Here is a 19,665-nt window from a genome sequence, read left to right as displayed (position 1 = left end):
TTCGCAGATGCAAAAGAAAAGCATGGTATGCGTTGGACTACTTTAAGGGGACTTAAAAAATTGTCGATGCAGGCGATGCTTACTTTCGCTGCCATTAATTTAAAGAAGATGGCCAATTGGACATGGCAAGGTCCAAAAATGGCCTAACATAGTGGGCTCGTAGAGCCCCAATCTCTTAACTTTAGGAGAAAATTCAAAGGGAATTTCAAAAGGGGTTCAGAATTTTTTAATTCCGAACCCCTTTTGTCTACAAACTGAAAACAAAACTCTATTCTATGATAGAGTTTTTTTATTATAGTATTCCGTATTTTTTTACAGGAAATCAATCGTTAGAAACATAGAGTGAAGTTTATATTATAATAAAGTTATTAGTTTTTATTTAAACATATTTGTTTTATGATTGTTTTAGAAGATGATACTGTATAAATTCTTATACTTTCTCATAAAATATATAATAAAAGGGGTTTATTATGTTTAAAATGGAACAAATTAACCTAGACAACTCCTTCACTATAGTGAAACCCTATACATCTTTAATTGATATAAGGAACAACTTTTTAAAGTTTGATTTTGTGATTATTTCAGCGAAAGAATACTACATTATTTCAAAGAAAGAATGCAATTTCTTGGCATTAGTGGATGATTCACTGTCTGTAATCGAGTGGATTGAAAAGGTAAAGTGGACTCCTTGTACCATTTCTACAATCGCTGAACTTTCTATGTTACAAACTGATTGGAGCAGGCCCGTTCTGATTAAAGATCCAGATAAAGAAGAAATTATCGGAATTATAACTGCAAATCAATGGGTTCAGCAGCTGGAATTGAAAAATGAGGAGCTATCCGCTTACTTTTCTACATTGGCGGAAACCATTAATGACGCAGTCACAGCTGTTGATCAAGAGGGGAAAGTCATCTGCTGGAATACCGTTGCTGAGGGAACATACAGCATTAAACGTGAAAATATCCTTGGTCAAAAGATTGGAGAGCATTTTCAATCAGAGTCCATTATATTACATCGTATATTAAATGAGGGGCGTCCCGTTCGTGGGGCTTATCATCGCCCTAATAATGATAATCACGTATTAGTAAATGCCTCTCCAGTTATAAAGGGTAATACAGTTATTGGAGGCATAGCAACAGAACATGATATTACTCAAATTGTTCGTTTGAACGAGGAACTTGATTCTTCGTTACCGTTACTTATTCATCAGGACAACCCTTTTTCCTCTATCATTGGAGTTAATGGAGAAATTCAAAAGGCAGTGAAGGTAGCGCAAAAAGTTGCCTACGCAGACATTCCTGTCCTGTTAACCGGAGAACCCGGTTCAGGAAAAGAGATGTTAGCGCAAGCTATTCATTACGGCGGTTCAAAGCGTACCGGTCCTTTTGTATCTATTAATTGTTCGGCCATTCCTTCCACTCTTTTAGAGATTGAATTATTTGGATATCAAAAAGGAGTTTTTACAGCTGATAAGAAAACTGGAAAAAACGGAAAAATTGAACAATCACATAATGGAACATTATTTATAGAAGAAATTGATAAAATGCCATTAGACATTCAAGAAAAATTTCTTCACTACTTAGAACATGGATCATTTTATCGTGTAGGTACAACCGAATTATTGACGACACATACACGTGTTATTGCTTCTACTTCTCAGGCATTAGAAGCAATGGTAAAGGAAGGGAAATTCAACGAAAATCTTTATTATCGCTTAACTGTAATTAACATTGATATTCCCCCTTTACGTGAAAGACCAGAAGATATTGTTAAATTAGTTGAACAGTTTGTGCAAGAGTTCAGTTCTAAGTATAAGAAACCAATTCCAAAAATTGCATCAGAAGTTATAACTATATTAGTTAACTATGAATGGCCAGGAAATGTCCGCGAGCTTAGGAATGTAGTGGAACGTGTCATCCTTCTGAATGATGAAAATATTATTAAAAGCAATCATCTTCAAAAAAACATAACTAGTAACTATTATGTTCATAATAGCGATATCTCAGGCCCACATGAAACCTCATTACAGGAAGAGGAAAAAGAAGAGTTATTCATGATTCAAGAAGCCTTAAGCAAGACATATGGAAACAAAAGTGCGGCTGCAAAATTACTCGGTATGTCTAGAGGAACACTCTACAATAAGATTAAAGAATATGGATTAAACTGATTTATTTGGTAGGATTTTTGAAGAAAAAGTAAGGATCTTTACAAAAACAACATGGTATCGAAACTCTTGTTATGGTTAATAACAAATTAAAACGAGAGCTAGTTTCCGAAGACTGTTTTGATATTATCCCCTTAAGGGTTCAGTGTGAAAATACCACAAACAATCGTGGATATTGCACTACTACCTGGAGGGGATTTTATTATGGCTTAAAAAGGGCAAAATTTCGTGAAAATTCAAAGGAAAGAAAATGAAAGCTGTACAGATGTATTTGAATGGGAAGTCAGTTTATGAAACGATTACGAAGAACGTAGGCCTTGGAGCAGCACTCAATTGAAAGCATGGGTAAAGTAGTTTTTAAAGAAGATGGAGAATTCGAAGGTTTACAATGGTCTGATGATAATAGAGGCGAAAATCACTACTTCAATAGCTTGGTATTAAAGGAAACGACCATGATAATGTCTGAGTGGAATCGTTCCCCCATTATAAAGCAGGGATGTTGTATCTAAATCATTTAAAAAAACAGAACAAGAATTGATTCAAGGCGTGGAAGAATATCTATATATTACAACAACAAACGATTCCAAAAACGACTCAGCCACCGAGCTCCGATTGAATATCGAATCTCGATGACTGTAGTCTTTTTATGACTATCTACTTGACTGGGGTATATCAAATGACTAATTTGAGTTGGGATTTTTTAATGCGCTAGCCGTGCCTAAGTTCTATAGGAATAGAGTCGATTGTTTATGACATATTTCCTTTTGTTTTGTTATTAAGAGGCATTTTTTTCTTTGTTCGTTGATATTAAGTCTGATGATTTATTTTTCTTTAAGACAAAGAAAGAACCGACAATCAGAATAGTGATAAGTAGTGTTAAAAAGAACTGTAAACGTAAGGAATCAATAAATATCATCGCGATAAAAATACTAGTGATCGTAATAATCGTGGCATATGTTAAATAAGGAAATAACCACATTCTGATCTTAAGTGCTTCAGGATTTTCTTTTTCGTATGTTCTTCGCATACGTAACTGAGAGAAGGCAATCACTAGATAAACAAGAAGTGCTATCCCTCCGGAGGCATTAACTAAAAACAGAAATACTTTATCTGGAGAGACGTAATTGAACCCAATACTAATATAAGCAATAACGGTACATCCTAAAATCGCATTCATTGGTATCCCCTTCTTATTTACCTTTAAAAACATTCGGGGAGCATCTCCATTTTTCGCCATCGAAAATAACATACGTGAGCTCGTGTAAATACCAGAATTTAAACAAGAAAGGACTGCCGTAAAAAGAATGAGGTTCATGATTTGAGCTGCTGCTGGTATATTTAAAAGTTCAAGGACAGAAACAAAAGGACTTTTCATCAAACTAGTAGAGTCCCATGGAAGAACGGTTACGATTATTAAAATTGAACCTAGATAAAAAGTTAAGATACGATAGATAACGGAATTTGTAGCAATCTTCATGGCTTTTTCAGGATGTGATGTTTCCCCTGCTGCAGTCGCCACAATTTCACTCCCCATAAAAGAGAACATAACAAGGGCAACTCCTATAAAGACAGAACTTATTCCAGATGGCAGGAATCCCCCTCTATGTAGAAGGTTTGAGGTTCCTGGTGATTCTATACCTGGTATGAATCCGAATATAATGGCACCTCCAAGGATTAAAAAGAGAACAATACTGACAACTTTGATCATAGAAAGCCAATACTCAAACTCACCAAATGATTTAACAGAAAATATGTTAGTTAGGGTTAATAGAAAAGTAAGCACAAGGCTGACTGACCAAGAAGGTATAGAAGGGAACCAATATTGAATAATTGTCGCACCTGCTATTGCTTCAACTGCAATTGCAATTACCCAGAAAAACCAGTATAACCAGCCAATCGTGTATCCGGCCCATGGGCCGATCGCTTCTCGGGCGTAAGTGGAAAAAGAGCCACTTGATGGATTTGCTGTTGACATTTCCCCAAGCATCCGCATTACCAAAATTACCAGTAATCCTGCTAGCGCATATGAGAAAATAGAACCTGGTCCAGCCGTATTAATTAACGGGCCACTTCCAACAAATAACCCAGCACCGATGATTCCTCCAAGAGAAATCATGGTAATATGCCGAATTTTCAACTCTTTTTTTAATTCAGGTTGTTGATGATTCATATCCTACATCCTCTCTAAAAAAACGTAAAAACCAATAATTATTAAGGGGATTCAAATCTTTTTAAAAAAAATAGCAGAAAGTGAAAACCCTTAAAACAAGAAACAAAATAATTAACAAATCTCCTCTTTTATTTCTTCTACTTATTAGAATTAAAAATTCAACATATAGACTGCTAATAAAAGATGAAAAAATATTAAGAATTATATGATAATACATTTTGTTCATATTTGTCCATTTATTTCCCGAAACGAAACACACGCTATACAGTTTTGTTTACTTTATAGTTATTTGGAACATAATCATCGGTTTATTAAAAAGCGAGCTCGTTCTGATATTAGGATTGAAGGCTTCCTCCAGCCATTTACATACTGTGTGGGTTTAAAAATTTAAAAAGAAGCGGGTTAATATAGGGTGAATTCTGCTCAAGATAAAATGAATTCATCCATTTACTGTATTGAGTAGCTTCATAAGCTAGTATAATATCTACTTTTCGAAAAAATAAATACAATCGCTTTATTGATTGAACAAAAGTGTGTAATTTTATTTTTTTGTTAAAAACAGTATACAAAAGTGTATAAACAGAATTATAATATGTTTAGATTAAGTTTTTGAATATTGTTTGTATTATAAATTTTCCGTTAATAAAGGAGGGCAATATTGTATTAGCAAACTTTTTTCACAAAAATTAATAGAAGAATTAGTATTCAGTTAAAAAAATTAGAGACAGCTTCTATCATTTGAAAATTATGCATTACATTTAATTAACTTATGAAAAGCACTATTACATCGATTATACAAATCTATTTTTTAGGGGAGAGAATAACATGATTACAGCAAACAATACGGACATTAAAACATATAAACACGAACCATTTACAGATTTTACGCTTGAAGAAAATAAAAGTGAATTTAAAAAAGCTTTAGAAGTTGTAAAATCAGAGCTAGGAAAAAATTATCCACTTGTCATTGGAGAAGAATTTATTACCACAAATGAACAAATTGTATCGATTAATCCAGCTAATAAGGAAGAAGTAATCGGTCGAGTTTCTAAAGCGAATAAAGATTTGGCAGAGAAAGCAATGCAAGCAGCATTATCTACATTCAACACATGGAAAAAAGAAAAACCAGAAGTACGTGCAAACATTTTATTTCGTGCTGCGGATATCATTCGTCGTCGCAAACATGAATTTTCAGGCTATCTTGTTAAAGAAGCTGGAAAGCCATGGAAAGAAGCTGATGCAGATACGGCTGAAGCAATTGATTTCCTTGAATTCTATGCCCGTCAAATGATGCAATTAAAAGATGGAGTACCTGTAAAAAGTCGTGAGGGAGAAGCAAATAAGTTCAATTATATTCCACTTGGTGTAGGTGTCATTATTTCTCCATTCAACTTTCCATTAGCTATTATGGCCGGAACCGCAGCTGCAGCGATTGTTGCTGGAAACACGATTCTTCTGAAACCATCAAATAACACACCAGTGATTGCAGCGAAATTCGTTGAAGTGATGAAAGAAGCAGGTCTTCCTCATGGTGTACTTAACTATATTCCAGGAGGTGGCGCGGAAATAGGTGATTATCTTGTTGATCATCCGAAAACTCGCTTTGTTTCCTTCACAGGTTCCCGTGAAGTAGGATGCCGCATTAATGAGCGCGCGGCAAAAGTTCATCCGGGTCAAATTTGGATAAAGCGTGTGATTGCCGAAATGGGCGGAAAAGATACTGTAGTCGTAGATAAAGACGCGGATTTGGATGTAGCGGCCTCTTCGATCGTTTACTCTGCTTTTGGATTCTCCGGACAAAAGTGTTCGGCTGGTTCCCGTGCAGTGGTACATCAGGATGTTTATGATGAAGTACTTGAAAAAGCAGTGGCATTGACTAAGACTTTAACGGTTGGCTGCCCTGAAGATGTAAATACCTATATGGGCCCTGTTATCAGCCAGGCTTCTTACGATAAAATCATGAAATATATCGAAATAGGTAAGGAAGAAGGCAAGTTGATGACTGGTGGAGAAGGGGACGACTCCAAAGGGTACTTAATTGAACCGACCATCTTTGCGGATATTGATGAAAAAGCCCGTCTGATGCAGGAAGAAATTTTTGGACCTGTTGTAGCCTTTTGTAAAGCACGCGATTTCGATCATATGATGGAAATAGCGAACAACACAGACTACGGCTTAACAGGTGCGTTACTTTCTAACACTCCTGATCATATTGGACGAGCAAAAGAAGAATTCCACGTAGGTAATCTATATTTTAATCGCGGTTGTACAGGAGCAATCGTTGGGTATCATCCGTTTGGTGGGTTCAACATGTCTGGGACGGATTCGAAGGCAGGTGGCCCTGATTACTTGATTCTGCACATGCAAGCGAAAACAACTAGCGAAACACTTTAATAAGAGCTGGGGCAATTTAAAAAGGTTGCCCCATTTAATAAAACGAGGACATATATTTAGGGGGATATATTCATGTTAGCAGATGTTTCAAAAAATATTTTTCTTCACGCTTCCCACAACAAAGCGTTAAATAAAGCTGCGAAAAAATGGGGCCTTCGATTTGGGGCTTCCCAAGTTGTAGCAGGAGATACTATCAAAAGTGCGATTACAAAAGTTCAAGAGTTAAATGAAAAAGGCTTGGTTTGTACACTGGATCATTTAGGGGAATTTGTTTCAAGTAGAATAGAGGCGATAGAGGCAACGGAATATAACGTAAGAACGTTAGAAGCTATGGGTAGTGTAGGAGTGAATAGTAATTTATCTGTAAAAATGACCCAACTTGGTTTGGACATTGATCGGAATTTTTGTGTTCAAAATATGCATCGAATTCTTGATACAGCCAAAAAATACAACAATTTTGTCAGAATCGATATGGAAGATCATGCACATTGCCAAATCACGTTAGATATCCTGAGAGAATTACGCGAAACATATGATAATGTAGGAACAGTGATTCAATCCTATTTATTTCGAGCTGAACAGGACGTAAAAGAATTAAAAGGAATTCCCCTTCGTTTAGTTAAAGGAGCTTATCAAGAATCTCCTTCAGTGGCTTATCAAGAGAAAGAAGAAGTAGATAAAAATTATATGAGAATCATTGAAGAGCATTTGCTGAGTGGCAGCTATACGGCGATTGCGTCCCATGATCATCGTATCATTGCCAGAGTAAAAGAATTTGTACAAAAACACAATATTCCCCGTAACCAATTTGAGTTTCAGATGTTATATGGATTTAGAACAGACATGCAACTAAGTTTAGCTAAAGAAGGATATACCATGCGTGTGTATATTCCTTTTGGTAACGACTGGTTTGGTTATTTTATGCGTCGCTTGGCAGAAAGACCACAAAATATTGCTTTTGCCCTTAAAGGATTCTTTTCTAAATAAAGAGTTTATAATAATGGGTGAAGGTTTCATAGAAAGCGCTTAGTGAAGAGTATGATCTCACCCCGTCCTCCATTGACCGGTGGATTCACCAGTATGAAAAGTCTGGTTCCTTCCAAGTGAAAGACAACATTTCACTTGAACAAGGGGAGCTATGAATGCTAGGCAAAGGGCTTGAGCAAAAGAAGATGGTGAATGATACTTTAAAGCAAGCTGGGCATTCCCGGAACACTAGGCTATGTAGGCCGATAGTGTTTAAGGGTTAAAAAGCTCAAAATTGTATCATAATATAACCATATACTAAAAGTTTACATAGGTGATTTCAGGTCCCATGTTTTAGGAGGACGGGTTTATCGAAGCAAAATATTGCAAAGAATCAAGGGTGATAAGAACGAGTCGTATATTTCCAAATGATGTGAACAACCATAATACATTATTTGGCGGCCGATTAATGAGTGACGTCGATCAAGTAGCATCGATTTCTGCAGCACGTCATAGTCGAAGTGAATGTGTAACCGCTTCAACAGATTCAGTTGACTTTTTACATCCCATTCGTACAACAGATTCAGTTTGTTTTATATCTTATGTGGCATGGACAGGCACTTCTTCAATGGAGGTGTTTGTGAAAATTATTGCTGAAGATTTAAAAAGCAGTGTACGTAAAATTGCAGCGACTGCTCTATTAACATTTGTTGCTCTTGATGAAGATAAACGTCCAACACGTGTTCCAAAAGTTATTCCGGAGACAGAAGAAGAAAAAAAATTACATGAAACGGCATTAGATCGAGCAAGGATGCGGGAACAGAGAAAACAAAAAAGCAAAGATGTGGCTACGTTTTTAAATGTAGATTATCCTTAACTTTTCATATAGGAGATAAAACTTATAACCTGCGAGGTGCAAAGAAGGTAAGAGGCAATCCTTATCACTATAGATCAAGATGAAAAGCCGGACAATAAGCAAAGTCAAGTATTAGATTTACTAAGTTCAACCCAGTCTATTATAAAGAAAGCAATTTAAAAGTCAGGATATAACATCTAAATGTAGGCGTTACTGAAAGAACCTCATCAATCCTTACTGTAAGAATTCCTATTCGAATGGGTGATGGTAAAAGTTTTCACCAGCTATCGTTTTCTACATCATGATGCAGTTAGGACTACAGGGTGGAGTTCGTTTTCATCCAGATGTAACTGCTTTTTCCATGTGAGTTTAAAATAGGGGATTTTTGATCTTCCTTTTGGTGTAGGAAAAGGCGGTATTGTTTGCTATCCCGTCGTAACATGCCCTCTTCTGAATTAGAACGGTTAAGTCGAGGGTATGTGGGTGCGATTATTCAAAGTTGGTTAGTTGGAACAACCAAAGATATTTTAGTTCTGGTGGAACCCGGTTCATCTTTGAATGGGTGTAAAACAATCAGGCAATTATTGAACAGAAGAAATGGCACAAAAATTACGAAATAATAGTCGATTCTTTTCAAAAGGTTTCTTCAATAGCACAAAATTATCACATATATCTGCGTCTAGCTGCATACATGGTAGGGTGTAAGTATGATAAATGAAATCTCTAATTTATTTCTTTAGAAAGAGAGGTTTTTAACGTGAAAAAAGTTATAGAAACTGTCTATAGTCCTTGTTGTGGAAAAATCGAAAACATATTTGTTGGTCAAGGTTCTTATGTATATGAATGGGAAAAACTAATGGTAGTTCATACAACGGACAATAAAAAAGTAGAAATTGAGACCGGTGTAAGTGGTCATGTTGTTTCAATTGAAGTAACAAAAAATCAAAATGTAAGTAATGAAACAGTGTTAATTCAGTTACAGGATGATTTATTAATCACAGGAAGTGATTGATAAGGAGTTCAAAGGGTATTTAGGATCCTGATATGGATTTATCTAAATAAGAGTCTTGTGAAGGTATCTGCTGAATATTTAGAACATTTCGTATATTCAAATGGGGCAAAGCGGAATAAATGAATTTAAGCAAGAATTTCTAATTAGTTAAATAATTGAGTAATCCTATTTTTTTACAATGAAAAAAGCTTATTAATAAATTTGCAGGTTCATTCATTTTTTTTCCCATTCGTAAAAGTGCTAGTTGTTGAACACATGTTAAAAAAGGCTCTACGATATGGTAGAGTTTTTTTATGATAGAAATCCTTAGTTCAGGTGCAAAAACCACTCGCTAGAAACATAGAGCGATATTTGGCAATAAAGCTAATTTTTGTATTCGAAGGTAGTTTTATGGATAAAAAAAATATATATAGGGTAGTACCCGTGCTTTTAATCGAATATACAGGAAAGTTTTCCTGAAATTGGGCAAAAGTCAATGCCGGCCGCAATACACACATAGACTACTATATTGTAGGGTATGTGTGTATTTTTTTATGTGAAGGAAATATAAAAATGAATATTTTTTAGAGGAAATTGTGAAGAATTCGCGGCAATCTTTGATTCCACTCCTAGTGTTGTAATGGTGATCGTTTGGGGACCCGTTTATTAAACGGAACCATAAAAATGCATATATGTTGCAAAATTATGCAGGCCCAGGCGCTACAAAGCAGCAGTGGAACAAGATTCAAGAACGAGGAAGGTGCGAAAGTTATCGCAGGTGGTCTGGCAAGTCAGAAGGTTTGGACGGAGGCTTCTATGTGGAATCTGCTATCTTTGCTGATGTGACGAACGAAATGACCATCGAACAAGAAGAAATCTTTCGACCGGTCTTCGTATGATAGTCTTTGACGATGTCGAAGCAGCAATTGAGATTGCAAACGACACACCGTATTGATCGGCGGGGAAATATAGAAGGTACGTACAGTTTATCGTATTCGGGCTGGACATGTGTATTGATGGAAGCGGAGTGGATATCATCGACTTGACGGTACCTTTAGGCAGTTGCAATATGTCTGGAAATGGGGGCGAATGGGACGGGCCGTGGCTTTGATGAAGACCTTGATTTCAAAGCTTTCTCCGCCCACTACGTGTCTAAGTGAAAAGGCCACACTAGTGAAATTCTTATTAATCAACATAGGGTGTAATGAAACTTATTTTAATAAATACTTTATTATTTGCACAGCTATCATAAAATTGCCGTTCGTACATGCAATCTAAGCGAGGTAAGACGTGATCAACCGAAAAAAATATATCCCAAAAGCAACCTCGATAGAATATTTGATAAACAATCAACCCAAAACATCATTAAGTAAAATACTGACCTTCCATAAAGCCTATGAAAACTTAGTTTGTGGAATATTTTTAAATATTTTCCTTTACAGAGGAGATACTACCAAGAGACAAAGGTTAGAAAGGAAGACAGTATGGATCATATACAAATGGCCCGTGCGATGTTCGGGACGAATATGGCTGTACATATCATATTTGCAACGATCGGCGTCGGGTTGCCGATGATGATGTTGGCCGCGGAATTGATGTTTCAAAGGACAAAGGATTTACAGTATGTTGTCATGGCTAAACGCTGGACCAAAACATTAGGGGTTTTACTAGGAGTCGGAATTCCGACTGGTACGATTGCGGGTGTGCAGCTGTCACTATTATGGCCTGGGTTCATGGAAGTGATTGGACGTGTCATGGCGCTTCCATTCCAGATCGAGATTTATGCATTCATGGTTGAAGCGCTGTTCATGTCAATCTATGTGTATGCTGCTGAAAAAATCAAGCCATGGGCCCGTATCGTGAGTTTATTCTTTGTTGCATTCGGCGCAATGGCTTCGGCGGTTTTGATTTCGAATGTCCATGCTTTTGAGGGGACACCGGCTGGGTTCCGGTTTGAAAATGGGGAAATCGTCGATGTCGATCCATGGGCGGCATTTTTCAACCCAAGTTTCTTGGTGACGGCAGGACATACGGCCCTGACTGCTTATACGACAGGAGCTTTTGTCGTAGCGGCCGTTGCAGCCTATAAGATGCTGAAAAATAAATATGGCACTGCTGAATTTAATTTTCACCAAAAAGCATTGAGGCTCAGTATTGTATTGGGTTTGGTTTTTTCTTTTTTGACGGCATTGAATGGTCATGCGACTACACAGCATTTATATAGGGAACAGCCGGAAAAACTGGCGGCGGCAGAAGGGTTGTTTGAAACAACGGACCATGCCGGACTTACCTTGTTCGGTTATACCGATAGGGAAGCCCAGGAAGTGAAGTATGGGATAGAATTCCCATGGGTATTAAGCTTTCTATCCGGTAATAGCTTCGATACGGTCGTGACCGGTTTGAACGATTTTCCAGAAGAGTATTGGCCGCCGCTTTATGTCCATATCTTATTCAACGCCATGGTCATCATTGGTTCAGGCTTAATCGCGTTGGCACTGTTTGCATTGGTATGGAATAAGTGGCTGAAAAAGGAGACTTACCCGAAATGGATTCTCTGGCTGTTTGTTGCGGCAGGGCCGCTTTCGGTAATTTCGATAGAATGCGGTTGGATTTTTGCCTGTACAGGCAGACAGCCATGGACGATATACAGGATGCTGACCACGGAGGATTCAGTCACTTCGTACGAAAACCTTGGATTTTTATTCACGATGTTCATTATTGTATATATCATTTTATGCGTTTCTGTCGTGTTTACACTTTTGTATTATTTCAAACGTCATTCCGTGATGGATGATATATATAAGGCCGAACAGAAAGATGTAAGTCTTTTCGATTCGAATTCATAAAAGGGGGAAGGCGAATGAGTGATGCTCTTCTTGCAATAACACTGGTCTGGGGCTTTATTTTTCTTTATGCCATCATGGCCTCTATGGATTTTGGCGCTGGCTTCTGGGCAATGACTTACATTAAAAAGGAAGAAACGAATGCTACCAAGATAGCAAATAGCTATTTATCACCAACTTGGGAAGTGACTAATACTTTTGTGGTTGGTCTTGTTATTGCGATTTACAGTTTATTTCCAGGTGCGGTTTTCCCGATTGGGGTAGCCTTGATCGTTCCTGCTAGCCTTATTTTGGTCCTGCTATGTATTAGGAGTGCTTTCTTGGTTTTCTCTCATAGCGTAGACAAATATGAAAAAGCGTTAACGTATATTTCAGGATTGACGGGATTGATCATACCCGGGCTATTAATCAGTGTATTGCCAATCACCCACCTTGGATTTGTCGAAGGCGTAAGAGGAAATGAAGAATTGAATCTCTCTAAACTTTTCACGAGTCCGAATGAGTATGCATTTGTTGGGTTTGGAATTATGAGCACGCTTTTTTTATCATCTTTGCTCCTGTCTGATTACTCAAAACAGGCTGATGAAATGAAAGCATACAAAATATATCGCAGGGATGCGATGATAACGGGACCGCTTATGTTAGTCATGGCTCTGTTGGTCATGCTCACGTTAAAAAACGAAGCGAATTGGATCTACCAAGGAATGATGAAAAACTCTGCATTGTTATTCGTCTCGCTCGTTTTTTTCATCATTAGCGGGATAGCCCTGTACTTACCCTATTTTTCTAAGCAGGAGGTTAAAGGGATGCCTCGCCTCGGGGTAATAGCGATTATCATACAGTATTTAATCGGCAGTTATGTTTATGGTATCGCACATTTACCTTATATCATCTATCCAAATGTCACGATTCTTTCAGGATTTACCGATCCAACCTCATTCCGGGCCGTGTTTGCCACATATATCGTAGGCTTTGCGATATTAGTGCCAGGGTTCTATTATTTCTGGTCCATCTTCATGAAAGATCAGCGTCGAAAGTTCAAACGGCGACAAATGTCAAATTAGTTCATCTTGGAAAAGAGAGGTTATCACTATGAAAAAGTTAGATCTGCTAAAATATGCGGTTTTAGTCATCTCACTATTTTTGAGCTATCAAGCGGTTGAAGCCCATGATAAAAATTTTCAGGTAGATGGCACATATATATCAACAAAAAGAGATGTAACAGGTGACCAGAAAATAGACATCATCCAGGTTCAGGGACTGCCATATGAGGAAGGAAGCAAGTTTCTGAAGAAAATTGAGTTAAGTGTGGAAAGCAATCGCCGTACAATCAGCGTCCCGCTTGAAGCTGGGTATAATCCAGATCTTAAGGTTGCTGACTTGAATAATGATGGAGTCCAGGATGTATTGGTCACGGTTTTGATGGAAGGTAGAGAGCGGTTGATATCCAGTTACGCCTATACGTTCAAGGATGGAAAAGTGAAGGAACTGGAAATACCGCCATCCGTTCCCGTAATGGCACAATTTCTTGACGGATACAAAGGGGAAATCATTATTGAAGGTCAAAAGCCTGTGGTGATAGATGTCAGTTCCAGAAAACAAGCTTATGATGAATTGGGCATTTATCGAAATGGAAAATTGAATGAACCGACAGAGCTTTTGGTTGATCCATACTCCTCACTGGACCTCAAGACCGTTTTTGGTAAAGGAAAAGCGCTTATGGGAGTCCAAAATGTTAAAGGGCCCGATGAACGTGATCCGATACTGGAAATCAAATCAGTATGGAAGTATAACAATGGATGGCAGCTTGTAAAAGCCCAAGTTAAACCGGTCAAAGGTAGAAATAATTAGTGAATGAAGCTATGGATAGTATCGAATGTATCATGGTTCAGGCATAACTTAATGGAAGTAGGTTTACAGCCCTTGGTTTTGAGGGCTGTTTTTTGTTTAAAATTAAAAATTGACAATTTTTAAATATTTGGTAAAATCTAAATAAATCCAGTTTATACATAATCACACTCTTTTTTCTGGATGAAATGTAAGCGGATACAGGGGGGGTGCAGTCTTACGGAGTTAAAAGAAAAAATAATTGAAACATCGTTGACGCTCTTCGATCAGCATGGTTTTCATGGTGTCTCCGTTAACGAAATCGTTAAGGCATGCGGAACTAGCAAGGGTGGTTTTTATCACCATTTCTCTTCCAAAGATGAACTCTTATTTGTCATCCATGATTACTTTATTTCATATGTTTTAACAAAAGCACAGGAAGCCATTTCAGAAAGTACCCATCCAACAGAAAAAATGCAAAAGATCATTCAATCATTCGTTAAAGTTTTTGACCTCTATAAACCACACATCTCAGTTTTCTATCAAGAAAGCATGTACTTAAAACCACCTTATGTTGAAGCAATCAAAAAAAAGCGTCAAATGTATAAAGAAATCATTTTTTCCGTCATCAAAGAAGGCGTTGACAAGGGAGTATTCCGCAGCGAATTGCCGGTGGAAATTACCGGAATGTCAATTCTGGGGATGGTGAACTGGTCCTACAAATGGTACAAAAGGGACGGTGGAAAAACGATAGATGAAATCGGCGATATTTACGTGGACTTAATTCTGAATGCCCTATTGACAGATAAACAAAAAGAAGCGGAAACCACCCAGCCATTTTTACTGAAGAACCAAGTTGTTGTGGATTAAACAATTTACTTGATTTGCACAGACCAACTAGTCGGTCTTTAATAGAAAGGGGAATGAACATATGGATTTTTCACTTACAAAAGAACAGCAAATGATTAAGGAAATGGTTAGGGATTTTGCCGAAAAGGAAATTAAACCCATTGCGATAGAGTTGGATGCAAAGTCCATGTTTGCCGAGGATGTATTCAAAAAAATGGGGAAACTCGGGTTGCTTGGAATTCCATTCCCTGAAGAATATGGCGGTTCGGGCGGAGATACGATTTCGTATGCCATTGCAGTTGAAGAGGTTGGCAAGGCGTGCGGGGGAACCGGCTTAAGTTATGCAGCAGCCGTTTCGCTCGGAGCAAGTCCAATTTACTATTTTGGAACCGAAGAACAGAAGCAAAAATATCTGGTTCCAATCACGACAGGTGAAACTCTGGCAGCTTTCGGGTTGACAGAGCCTAATGCGGGTTCCGATGCTGGCGGTACGAGAACGACTGCCGTGTTGGAAGGTGATGAATATGTGATTAATGGCGAGAAAACATGGATAACAAATGCCAGCTATTCAAGAACGATTACCGTCACTGCTGTATCGGGGAAAGATTCCAAGGGCAAGAATATCATCTCGGCATTCATCGTGCCAACCGATACCCAAGGCCTTACGATCAATAGCAACTATGAAAAAATGGGAGTTCGGGCTTCCAATACTTGTGAAATCATACTGGATAATGTACGTGTACCAAAGAAAAATTTATTGGGAGATCCAGACAAAGGGTTCAAACAATTCTTATTCACACTGGATGGAGGAAGGATTTCCATTGCGGCTTTGGCCGTCGGTATCGCTCAGGCTGCCTTTGATAAAGCTTTAGCTTTTTCAAAAGAGCGCATTCAATTCGGTAAATCCATATCAAATTTCCAGGCCATTCAATTCAAGCTTGCAGACATGGCGATGGAAATTGAATTGGCGAGGAATATGGTATATAAGGCTGCATGGTTAAAAGACAATAAAAAACCTTTTGCAAAGGAAGCGGCATACGCCAAGCTTTTTGCAAGTGAGACCGCGTTCCGGGCCAGCAATCAAGCGATTCAAATACACGGCGGCTCTGGTTACATGCGCGAATATGAAGTGGAACGCTATTTAAGAGATGCTAAGTTATTGGAGATTGGCGAAGGTACATCCGAAATTCAAAGAATCGTTATCGCCAGACAATTAGGCTGTTAATCTTTCGGAACGTAAAATGAACAATGACGCTGGGGTTCATTTTGGTGAAAAGCAGATGTTATCTATACAGCAAAAAGCGTTCATTCTTACTTTTATTTGATAGGAGGAGTTTGATGTCTGATTTGCTAGATATTACTATCGGGAAACTGCTTGAAAGGACAGCTGAACAATATGGTGATAATGAAGCGGTGGTGTACCATGAACTAGGCCTGCGCCATTCCTATCGCGAATTTGAAAAGATTTGCCGAAAGGCGGCCAGGGGGTTCATGTCACTCGATATTAAAAAAGGGGAACATATCGCCATTTGGGCATCCAATAAACCGGAATGGCTTATATCCCAATTTTCGACCGCGAAAATGGGCGGGGTGCTGGTTACGGTCAATACTAATTACCGTACAAGTGAACTGGAATACCTGCTCAAGCAATCGGATTCGACGACGATCATCCTGATGGAACAATATAAGGATCATTCATATATAGATACGCTGTACGAAATCGTACCTGAATTGAAAAATGCAGAACCAGGAAAATTACAATCTGAGAAACTGCCAAAATTGAAAAATATCATCGTTTTAGGAGAAACGCGTTATCCCGGAACGTTTTCGTGGGATGAAGTCATTAGCGGGAGCGAATCCGTTACAGAGGAGTCGCTGGACATGAGAATGGAGGAATTGGCTCCCGGTGATGTGATTAATATGCAATATACATCAGGGACGACAGGATTTCCAAAAGGAGTGATGCTGACGCATTCCAACTTGGTCAATAACGGATTGAATGTCGCGGAATGCATGAAGCTTACCGAAGCTGACAGGCTTTGCATCCCGGTTCCGTTTTTTCATTGTTTCGGCTGTTCCCTTGGTACGATGGCCTCTGTTTCTGTAGGGGCAACAATGGTGCCCATCGTGGAATTTAATCCACGCGTTGTTCTTCAGACCGTTGAAGCCGAGAATTGTACGGGACTTCATGGTGTACCGACGATGTTCATCGCTGAACTTAATCTCGATGACTTTGACCAGTATGATTTACGTTCATTGCGGACTGGTATCATGGCAGGCTCCACATGTCCGATAGAAGTCATGAAAAGCGTGGTGAATAAGATGGGAATCTCGGAAATTACAATTACTTATGGTCAAACGGAATCTTCTCCAGGAATTACGATGACAAGAACGGACGATCCGATCGAACTTCGTGTTTCCTCAGTCGGAAGGGCTTTGCCGAAAGTGGAAGTGAAAATTGTCGATCCAGCTACCGGGGAAGAGGTCCAGCGAGGCAAACAAGGGGAACTCTGTTCAAGGGGGTACCATGTAATGAAGGGATATTATAATAACCCGGAAGCCACTGAGCAGGCGATTGACCGGGAAGGCTGGCTTCATACGGGAGATTTGGCGGTCATGGATGAAAGGGGTTATTGCAAGATTACAGGCCGGCTGAAAGATATGATCATTCGCGGAGGGGAAAATATTTATCCTCGTGAGATTGAAGAGTTCCTCTATCAACATCCTGCAATTGTCGATGTCCAGGTACTCGGCGTTCCTGATCAGAAGTACGGGGAAGAGGTCGCGGCATGGATCATTTTGAAAGCAGGTGAAACCCTTACGGAGAAAGAATTGATGGAGTATTGCAAAGGGAAAATATCTTTTCATAAAATTCCCCGTTACATTCAATTTACCGATGCTTATCCAATGACTGCATCCGGAAAAATCCAAAAGTTTAAGCTTCGGCAACAAACTCTTGACCTATTATCAGAACGCACTAAATAAGGAGGATATCGAATGATTCGAAAAATTCTTATCGCAAACAGGGGAGAAATAGCATCACGCATTATTCGTACATGCAGGAAGTTGGGAATAAAAACGGTCGCCGTCCATTCGGAAGCAGACTCGGATTCGCCATTTGTGGGATTGGCGGATGAGGCATATTTATTGGGTGGTCCGAGAGTACAGGAAAGCTATTTAAACGTCAATAAGATTTTGGAGATAGCTGAGAAAACCGGAGTGGAGGCCATTCATCCTGGATACGGATTTCTTAGTGAAAATGCAGATTTCGCACGTTCATGTGAAGAAGCCGGCTTGATATTCATTGGTCCAAAACCAGAGATCATCCAGCAGATGGGCAATAAAGTCGAGGCGCGGAAAAAGATGGAGCAATCGGGACTGCCTTTGGTGCCTGGATTTTCACGCCCGTTAATTGATAGTGCAGAAGCGGCAGCCGTTGCCGAAAAGATTGGCTATCCAGTCATGTTAAAAGCAGCAGCAGGCGGCGGGGGAATCGGCATGCAGGCTGTTGCTAATGAAGATGAACTAACCAAAGCCTTCGAAGGGAATCAAAAACGTGCCCAATTGTTTTTTGGCAATGGAGATATGTTCATAGAAAAATTGATTGAGAAGCCTCGTCATATCGAAATTCAGGTATTGGCGGATTCCTTTGGGAATGCTGTTTACTTATGGGAAAGGGAATGCTCCGTTCAAAGGCGCCACCAGAAGGTGGTGGAAGAGGCGCCCTCTCCTTTCCTTGACGCAGAAACTAGAAAAAGAATGGGAATGGCTGCAGTGAAAGCGGTAAAATCCATCGGTTATAGCAATGCGGGCACCCTCGAATTTTTAGTTGATGCGGATAAAAACTTTTATTTCCTGGAAATGAATACACGCCTTCAGGTAGAGCATCCTGTCACCGAAGAAATTACGGGACTGGATTTGGTCGAACAGCAAATTAAAATTGCATCGGGCAACAAATTGGAATTCACTCAAAGTGAGATTAAACAGGATGGACACTCCATTGAAGTGCGCATATATGCTGAAGATCCGAAAACCTTTTATCCAGCACCGGGGAGAATCACCAGCATGGAACTTCCGGAAGGTGAGGGGATCCGTCATGAATTGGCGGTTCATGGGACTTCCGTTGTATCCCACTTTTATGATCCGATGATCGCCAAATTGGTAGTGAGCGGCGATTCGAGGGATAAAGCGATCGAGAGATTAAGAGAAGCACTGGCAAGCTATAAAATAGAAGGAATTAAAACAAACCTTCCTTTGCTGATGGAAATAACTTCTCATGAAGCTTTTTCCCAAGGAGATACGACTACGGATTTCATTGCAAAATATATTAAAAAATTGACTGTATGACGCATATTTTAAAACATAATGATCAGGAGGAATATAAGATGGCAGAATTAAGAGCAAGCATGGCAGGAAGCGTTTGGAAAATCGTAGCGAACGAGGGGCAAAGTGTAACCGACGGACAGGATATCATTATCTTGGAATCTATGAAAATGGAAATCCCCATTGCAGCCGAGGAAGCTGGCACCATTAAAGAACTTAAAGTGAATGAGGGGGATTTTGTAAATGAGGGTGACGTCTTGGCCGTCATTGAATAAAGGGAC

The 19,665-nt window shown here is 39.0% G+C and carries 16 protein-coding genes and 1 pseudogene; 16 read left to right on the top strand and 1 reads right to left on the bottom strand.

The features are described from left to right. Both Q8G36_RS24800 and Q8G36_RS24795 read left to right on the top strand, forming a co-directional pair. Positions 1 to 147 (top strand): transposase (locus Q8G36_RS24800; protein WP_305162442.1); only part of this gene is annotated, 147 nt, incomplete at its 5' end. 323 nt (positions 148 to 470) lie between these two features. Then, positions 471 to 2,168, top strand: a complete 1,698-nt coding sequence (locus tag Q8G36_RS24795) for a sigma-54 interaction domain-containing protein (protein WP_305162405.1) — start codon at positions 471 to 473, stop codon at positions 2,166 to 2,168. 772 nt (positions 2,169 to 2,940) lie between these two features. On the opposite strand, the gene Q8G36_RS24790 is transcribed toward Q8G36_RS24795, so the two are convergent. Next, positions 2,941 to 4,335: an amino acid permease gene (locus Q8G36_RS24790; RefSeq protein WP_305162406.1), complete on the bottom strand. Its 1,395-nt coding sequence runs from the start codon at positions 4,333 to 4,335 to the stop codon at positions 2,941 to 2,943. Between the two features lie 825 nt (positions 4,336 to 5,160). Here Q8G36_RS24790 and pruA point away from each other — a divergent pair. From pruA to Q8G36_RS24725, 14 genes and pseudogenes are all read left to right on the top strand, one after another. Further along, the gene (gene pruA / locus Q8G36_RS24785; protein ID WP_305162407.1) at positions 5,161 to 6,729 is read left to right on the top strand and encodes an L-glutamate gamma-semialdehyde dehydrogenase; all 1,569 of its coding nucleotides are present in this window, start codon (positions 5,161 to 5,163) and stop codon (positions 6,727 to 6,729) included. A 72-nt stretch (positions 6,730 to 6,801) separates the two neighbouring features. Next, positions 6,802 to 7,716, top strand: coding sequence for a proline dehydrogenase (locus Q8G36_RS24780; protein WP_305162408.1), 915 nt, complete (start codon positions 6,802 to 6,804; stop codon positions 7,714 to 7,716). A 349-nt stretch (positions 7,717 to 8,065) separates the two neighbouring features. Continuing rightward, positions 8,066 to 8,572: an acyl-CoA thioesterase gene (locus Q8G36_RS24775; protein WP_305162443.1), complete on the top strand. Its 507-nt coding sequence runs from the start codon at positions 8,066 to 8,068 to the stop codon at positions 8,570 to 8,572. A 189-nt stretch (positions 8,573 to 8,761) separates the two neighbouring features. Then, a pseudogene (locus tag Q8G36_RS24770) lies at positions 8,762 to 9,078 on the top strand (Glu/Leu/Phe/Val dehydrogenase dimerization domain-containing protein); the annotation flags it as partial. A 230-nt stretch (positions 9,079 to 9,308) separates the two neighbouring features. Further along, positions 9,309 to 9,563 carry a biotin/lipoyl-containing protein gene (locus Q8G36_RS24765; protein ID WP_305162409.1) on the top strand — a complete coding sequence of 85 codons (255 nt, stop codon included), beginning with the start codon at positions 9,309 to 9,311 and terminating at the stop codon, positions 9,561 to 9,563. Positions 9,564 to 10,234: 671 nt separating this feature from the next. Next, positions 10,235 to 10,441: an aldehyde dehydrogenase family protein gene (locus Q8G36_RS29430; RefSeq protein WP_370694117.1), complete on the top strand. Its 207-nt coding sequence runs from the start codon at positions 10,235 to 10,237 to the stop codon at positions 10,439 to 10,441. Positions 10,442 to 11,026: 585 nt separating this feature from the next. Continuing rightward, entirely contained in the window at positions 11,027 to 12,388 is a 1,362-nt protein-coding gene (locus Q8G36_RS24760; RefSeq protein WP_305162410.1) for a cytochrome ubiquinol oxidase subunit I, read from the top strand. 14 nt (positions 12,389 to 12,402) lie between these two features. Beyond that, positions 12,403 to 13,449, top strand: a complete 1,047-nt coding sequence (locus Q8G36_RS24755; RefSeq protein WP_305162411.1) for a cytochrome d ubiquinol oxidase subunit II — start codon at positions 12,403 to 12,405, stop codon at positions 13,447 to 13,449. A 28-nt stretch (positions 13,450 to 13,477) separates the two neighbouring features. Then, entirely contained in the window at positions 13,478 to 14,236 is a 759-nt protein-coding gene (locus Q8G36_RS24750; RefSeq protein WP_305162412.1) for a hypothetical protein, read from the top strand. Between the two features lie 180 nt (positions 14,237 to 14,416). Continuing rightward, positions 14,417 to 15,082 carry a TetR/AcrR family transcriptional regulator gene (locus Q8G36_RS24745; RefSeq protein WP_305162413.1) on the top strand — a complete coding sequence of 222 codons (666 nt, stop codon included), beginning with the start codon at positions 14,417 to 14,419 and terminating at the stop codon, positions 15,080 to 15,082. Between the two features lie 61 nt (positions 15,083 to 15,143). After that, positions 15,144 to 16,286 carry an acyl-CoA dehydrogenase gene (locus Q8G36_RS24740; RefSeq protein WP_305162414.1) on the top strand — a complete coding sequence of 381 codons (1,143 nt, stop codon included), beginning with the start codon at positions 15,144 to 15,146 and terminating at the stop codon, positions 16,284 to 16,286. 122 nt (positions 16,287 to 16,408) lie between these two features. Continuing rightward, positions 16,409 to 18,046, top strand: coding sequence for an AMP-binding protein (locus Q8G36_RS24735; protein WP_305162444.1), 1,638 nt, complete (start codon positions 16,409 to 16,411; stop codon positions 18,044 to 18,046). Positions 18,047 to 18,058: 12 nt separating this feature from the next. After that, positions 18,059 to 19,408: an acetyl-CoA carboxylase biotin carboxylase subunit gene (locus tag Q8G36_RS24730; protein WP_305162415.1), complete on the top strand. Its 1,350-nt coding sequence runs from the start codon at positions 18,059 to 18,061 to the stop codon at positions 19,406 to 19,408. A 38-nt stretch (positions 19,409 to 19,446) separates the two neighbouring features. Continuing rightward, a complete protein-coding gene (locus Q8G36_RS24725) occupies positions 19,447 to 19,659 on the top strand; it encodes an acetyl-CoA carboxylase biotin carboxyl carrier protein subunit (protein ID WP_305162416.1) in 213 nt (70 codons plus the stop codon). Positions 19,660 to 19,665 lie beyond the last annotated feature (6 nt).

Source organism: Peribacillus frigoritolerans (assembly GCF_030676415.1).
GTDB classification, from domain to species: domain Bacteria; phylum Bacillota; class Bacilli; order Bacillales; family DSM-1321; genus Peribacillus; species Peribacillus frigoritolerans_A.
The sequence above is the reverse complement of the archived record's forward strand: the minus strand, read 5'-3'. Positions and strand labels throughout refer to the sequence as shown.

Bases quoted from the DNA above. Each gene is read 5' to 3' on its own strand.
- Q8G36_RS24725 (WP_305162416.1), top strand. From the start codon at position 19,447: ATGGCAGAATTAAGAGCAAGCATGGCAGGAAGCGTTTGGAAAATCGTA.
- Q8G36_RS24795 (WP_305162405.1), top strand. From the start codon at position 471: ATGTTTAAAATGGAACAAATTAACCTAGACAACTCCTTCACTATAGTG.
- Q8G36_RS24790 (WP_305162406.1), bottom strand. From the start codon at position 4,335: ATGAATCATCAACAACCTGAATTAAAAAAAGAGTTGAAAATTCGGCAT.
- Q8G36_RS24760 (WP_305162410.1), top strand. From the start codon at position 11,027: ATGGATCATATACAAATGGCCCGTGCGATGTTCGGGACGAATATGGCT.
- Q8G36_RS24745 (WP_305162413.1), top strand. From the start codon at position 14,417: ATGAAATGTAAGCGGATACAGGGGGGGTGCAGTCTTACGGAGTTAAAA.
- Q8G36_RS24730 (WP_305162415.1), top strand. From the start codon at position 18,059: ATGATTCGAAAAATTCTTATCGCAAACAGGGGAGAAATAGCATCACGC.
- Q8G36_RS24755 (WP_305162411.1), top strand. From the start codon at position 12,403: ATGAGTGATGCTCTTCTTGCAATAACACTGGTCTGGGGCTTTATTTTT.
- Q8G36_RS24740 (WP_305162414.1), top strand. From the start codon at position 15,144: ATGGATTTTTCACTTACAAAAGAACAGCAAATGATTAAGGAAATGGTT.
- Q8G36_RS24780 (WP_305162408.1), top strand. From the start codon at position 6,802: ATGTTAGCAGATGTTTCAAAAAATATTTTTCTTCACGCTTCCCACAAC.
- Q8G36_RS29430 (WP_370694117.1), top strand. From the start codon at position 10,235: ATGTTGCAAAATTATGCAGGCCCAGGCGCTACAAAGCAGCAGTGGAAC.
- Q8G36_RS24750 (WP_305162412.1), top strand. From the start codon at position 13,478: ATGAAAAAGTTAGATCTGCTAAAATATGCGGTTTTAGTCATCTCACTA.
- pruA (WP_305162407.1), top strand. From the start codon at position 5,161: ATGATTACAGCAAACAATACGGACATTAAAACATATAAACACGAACCA.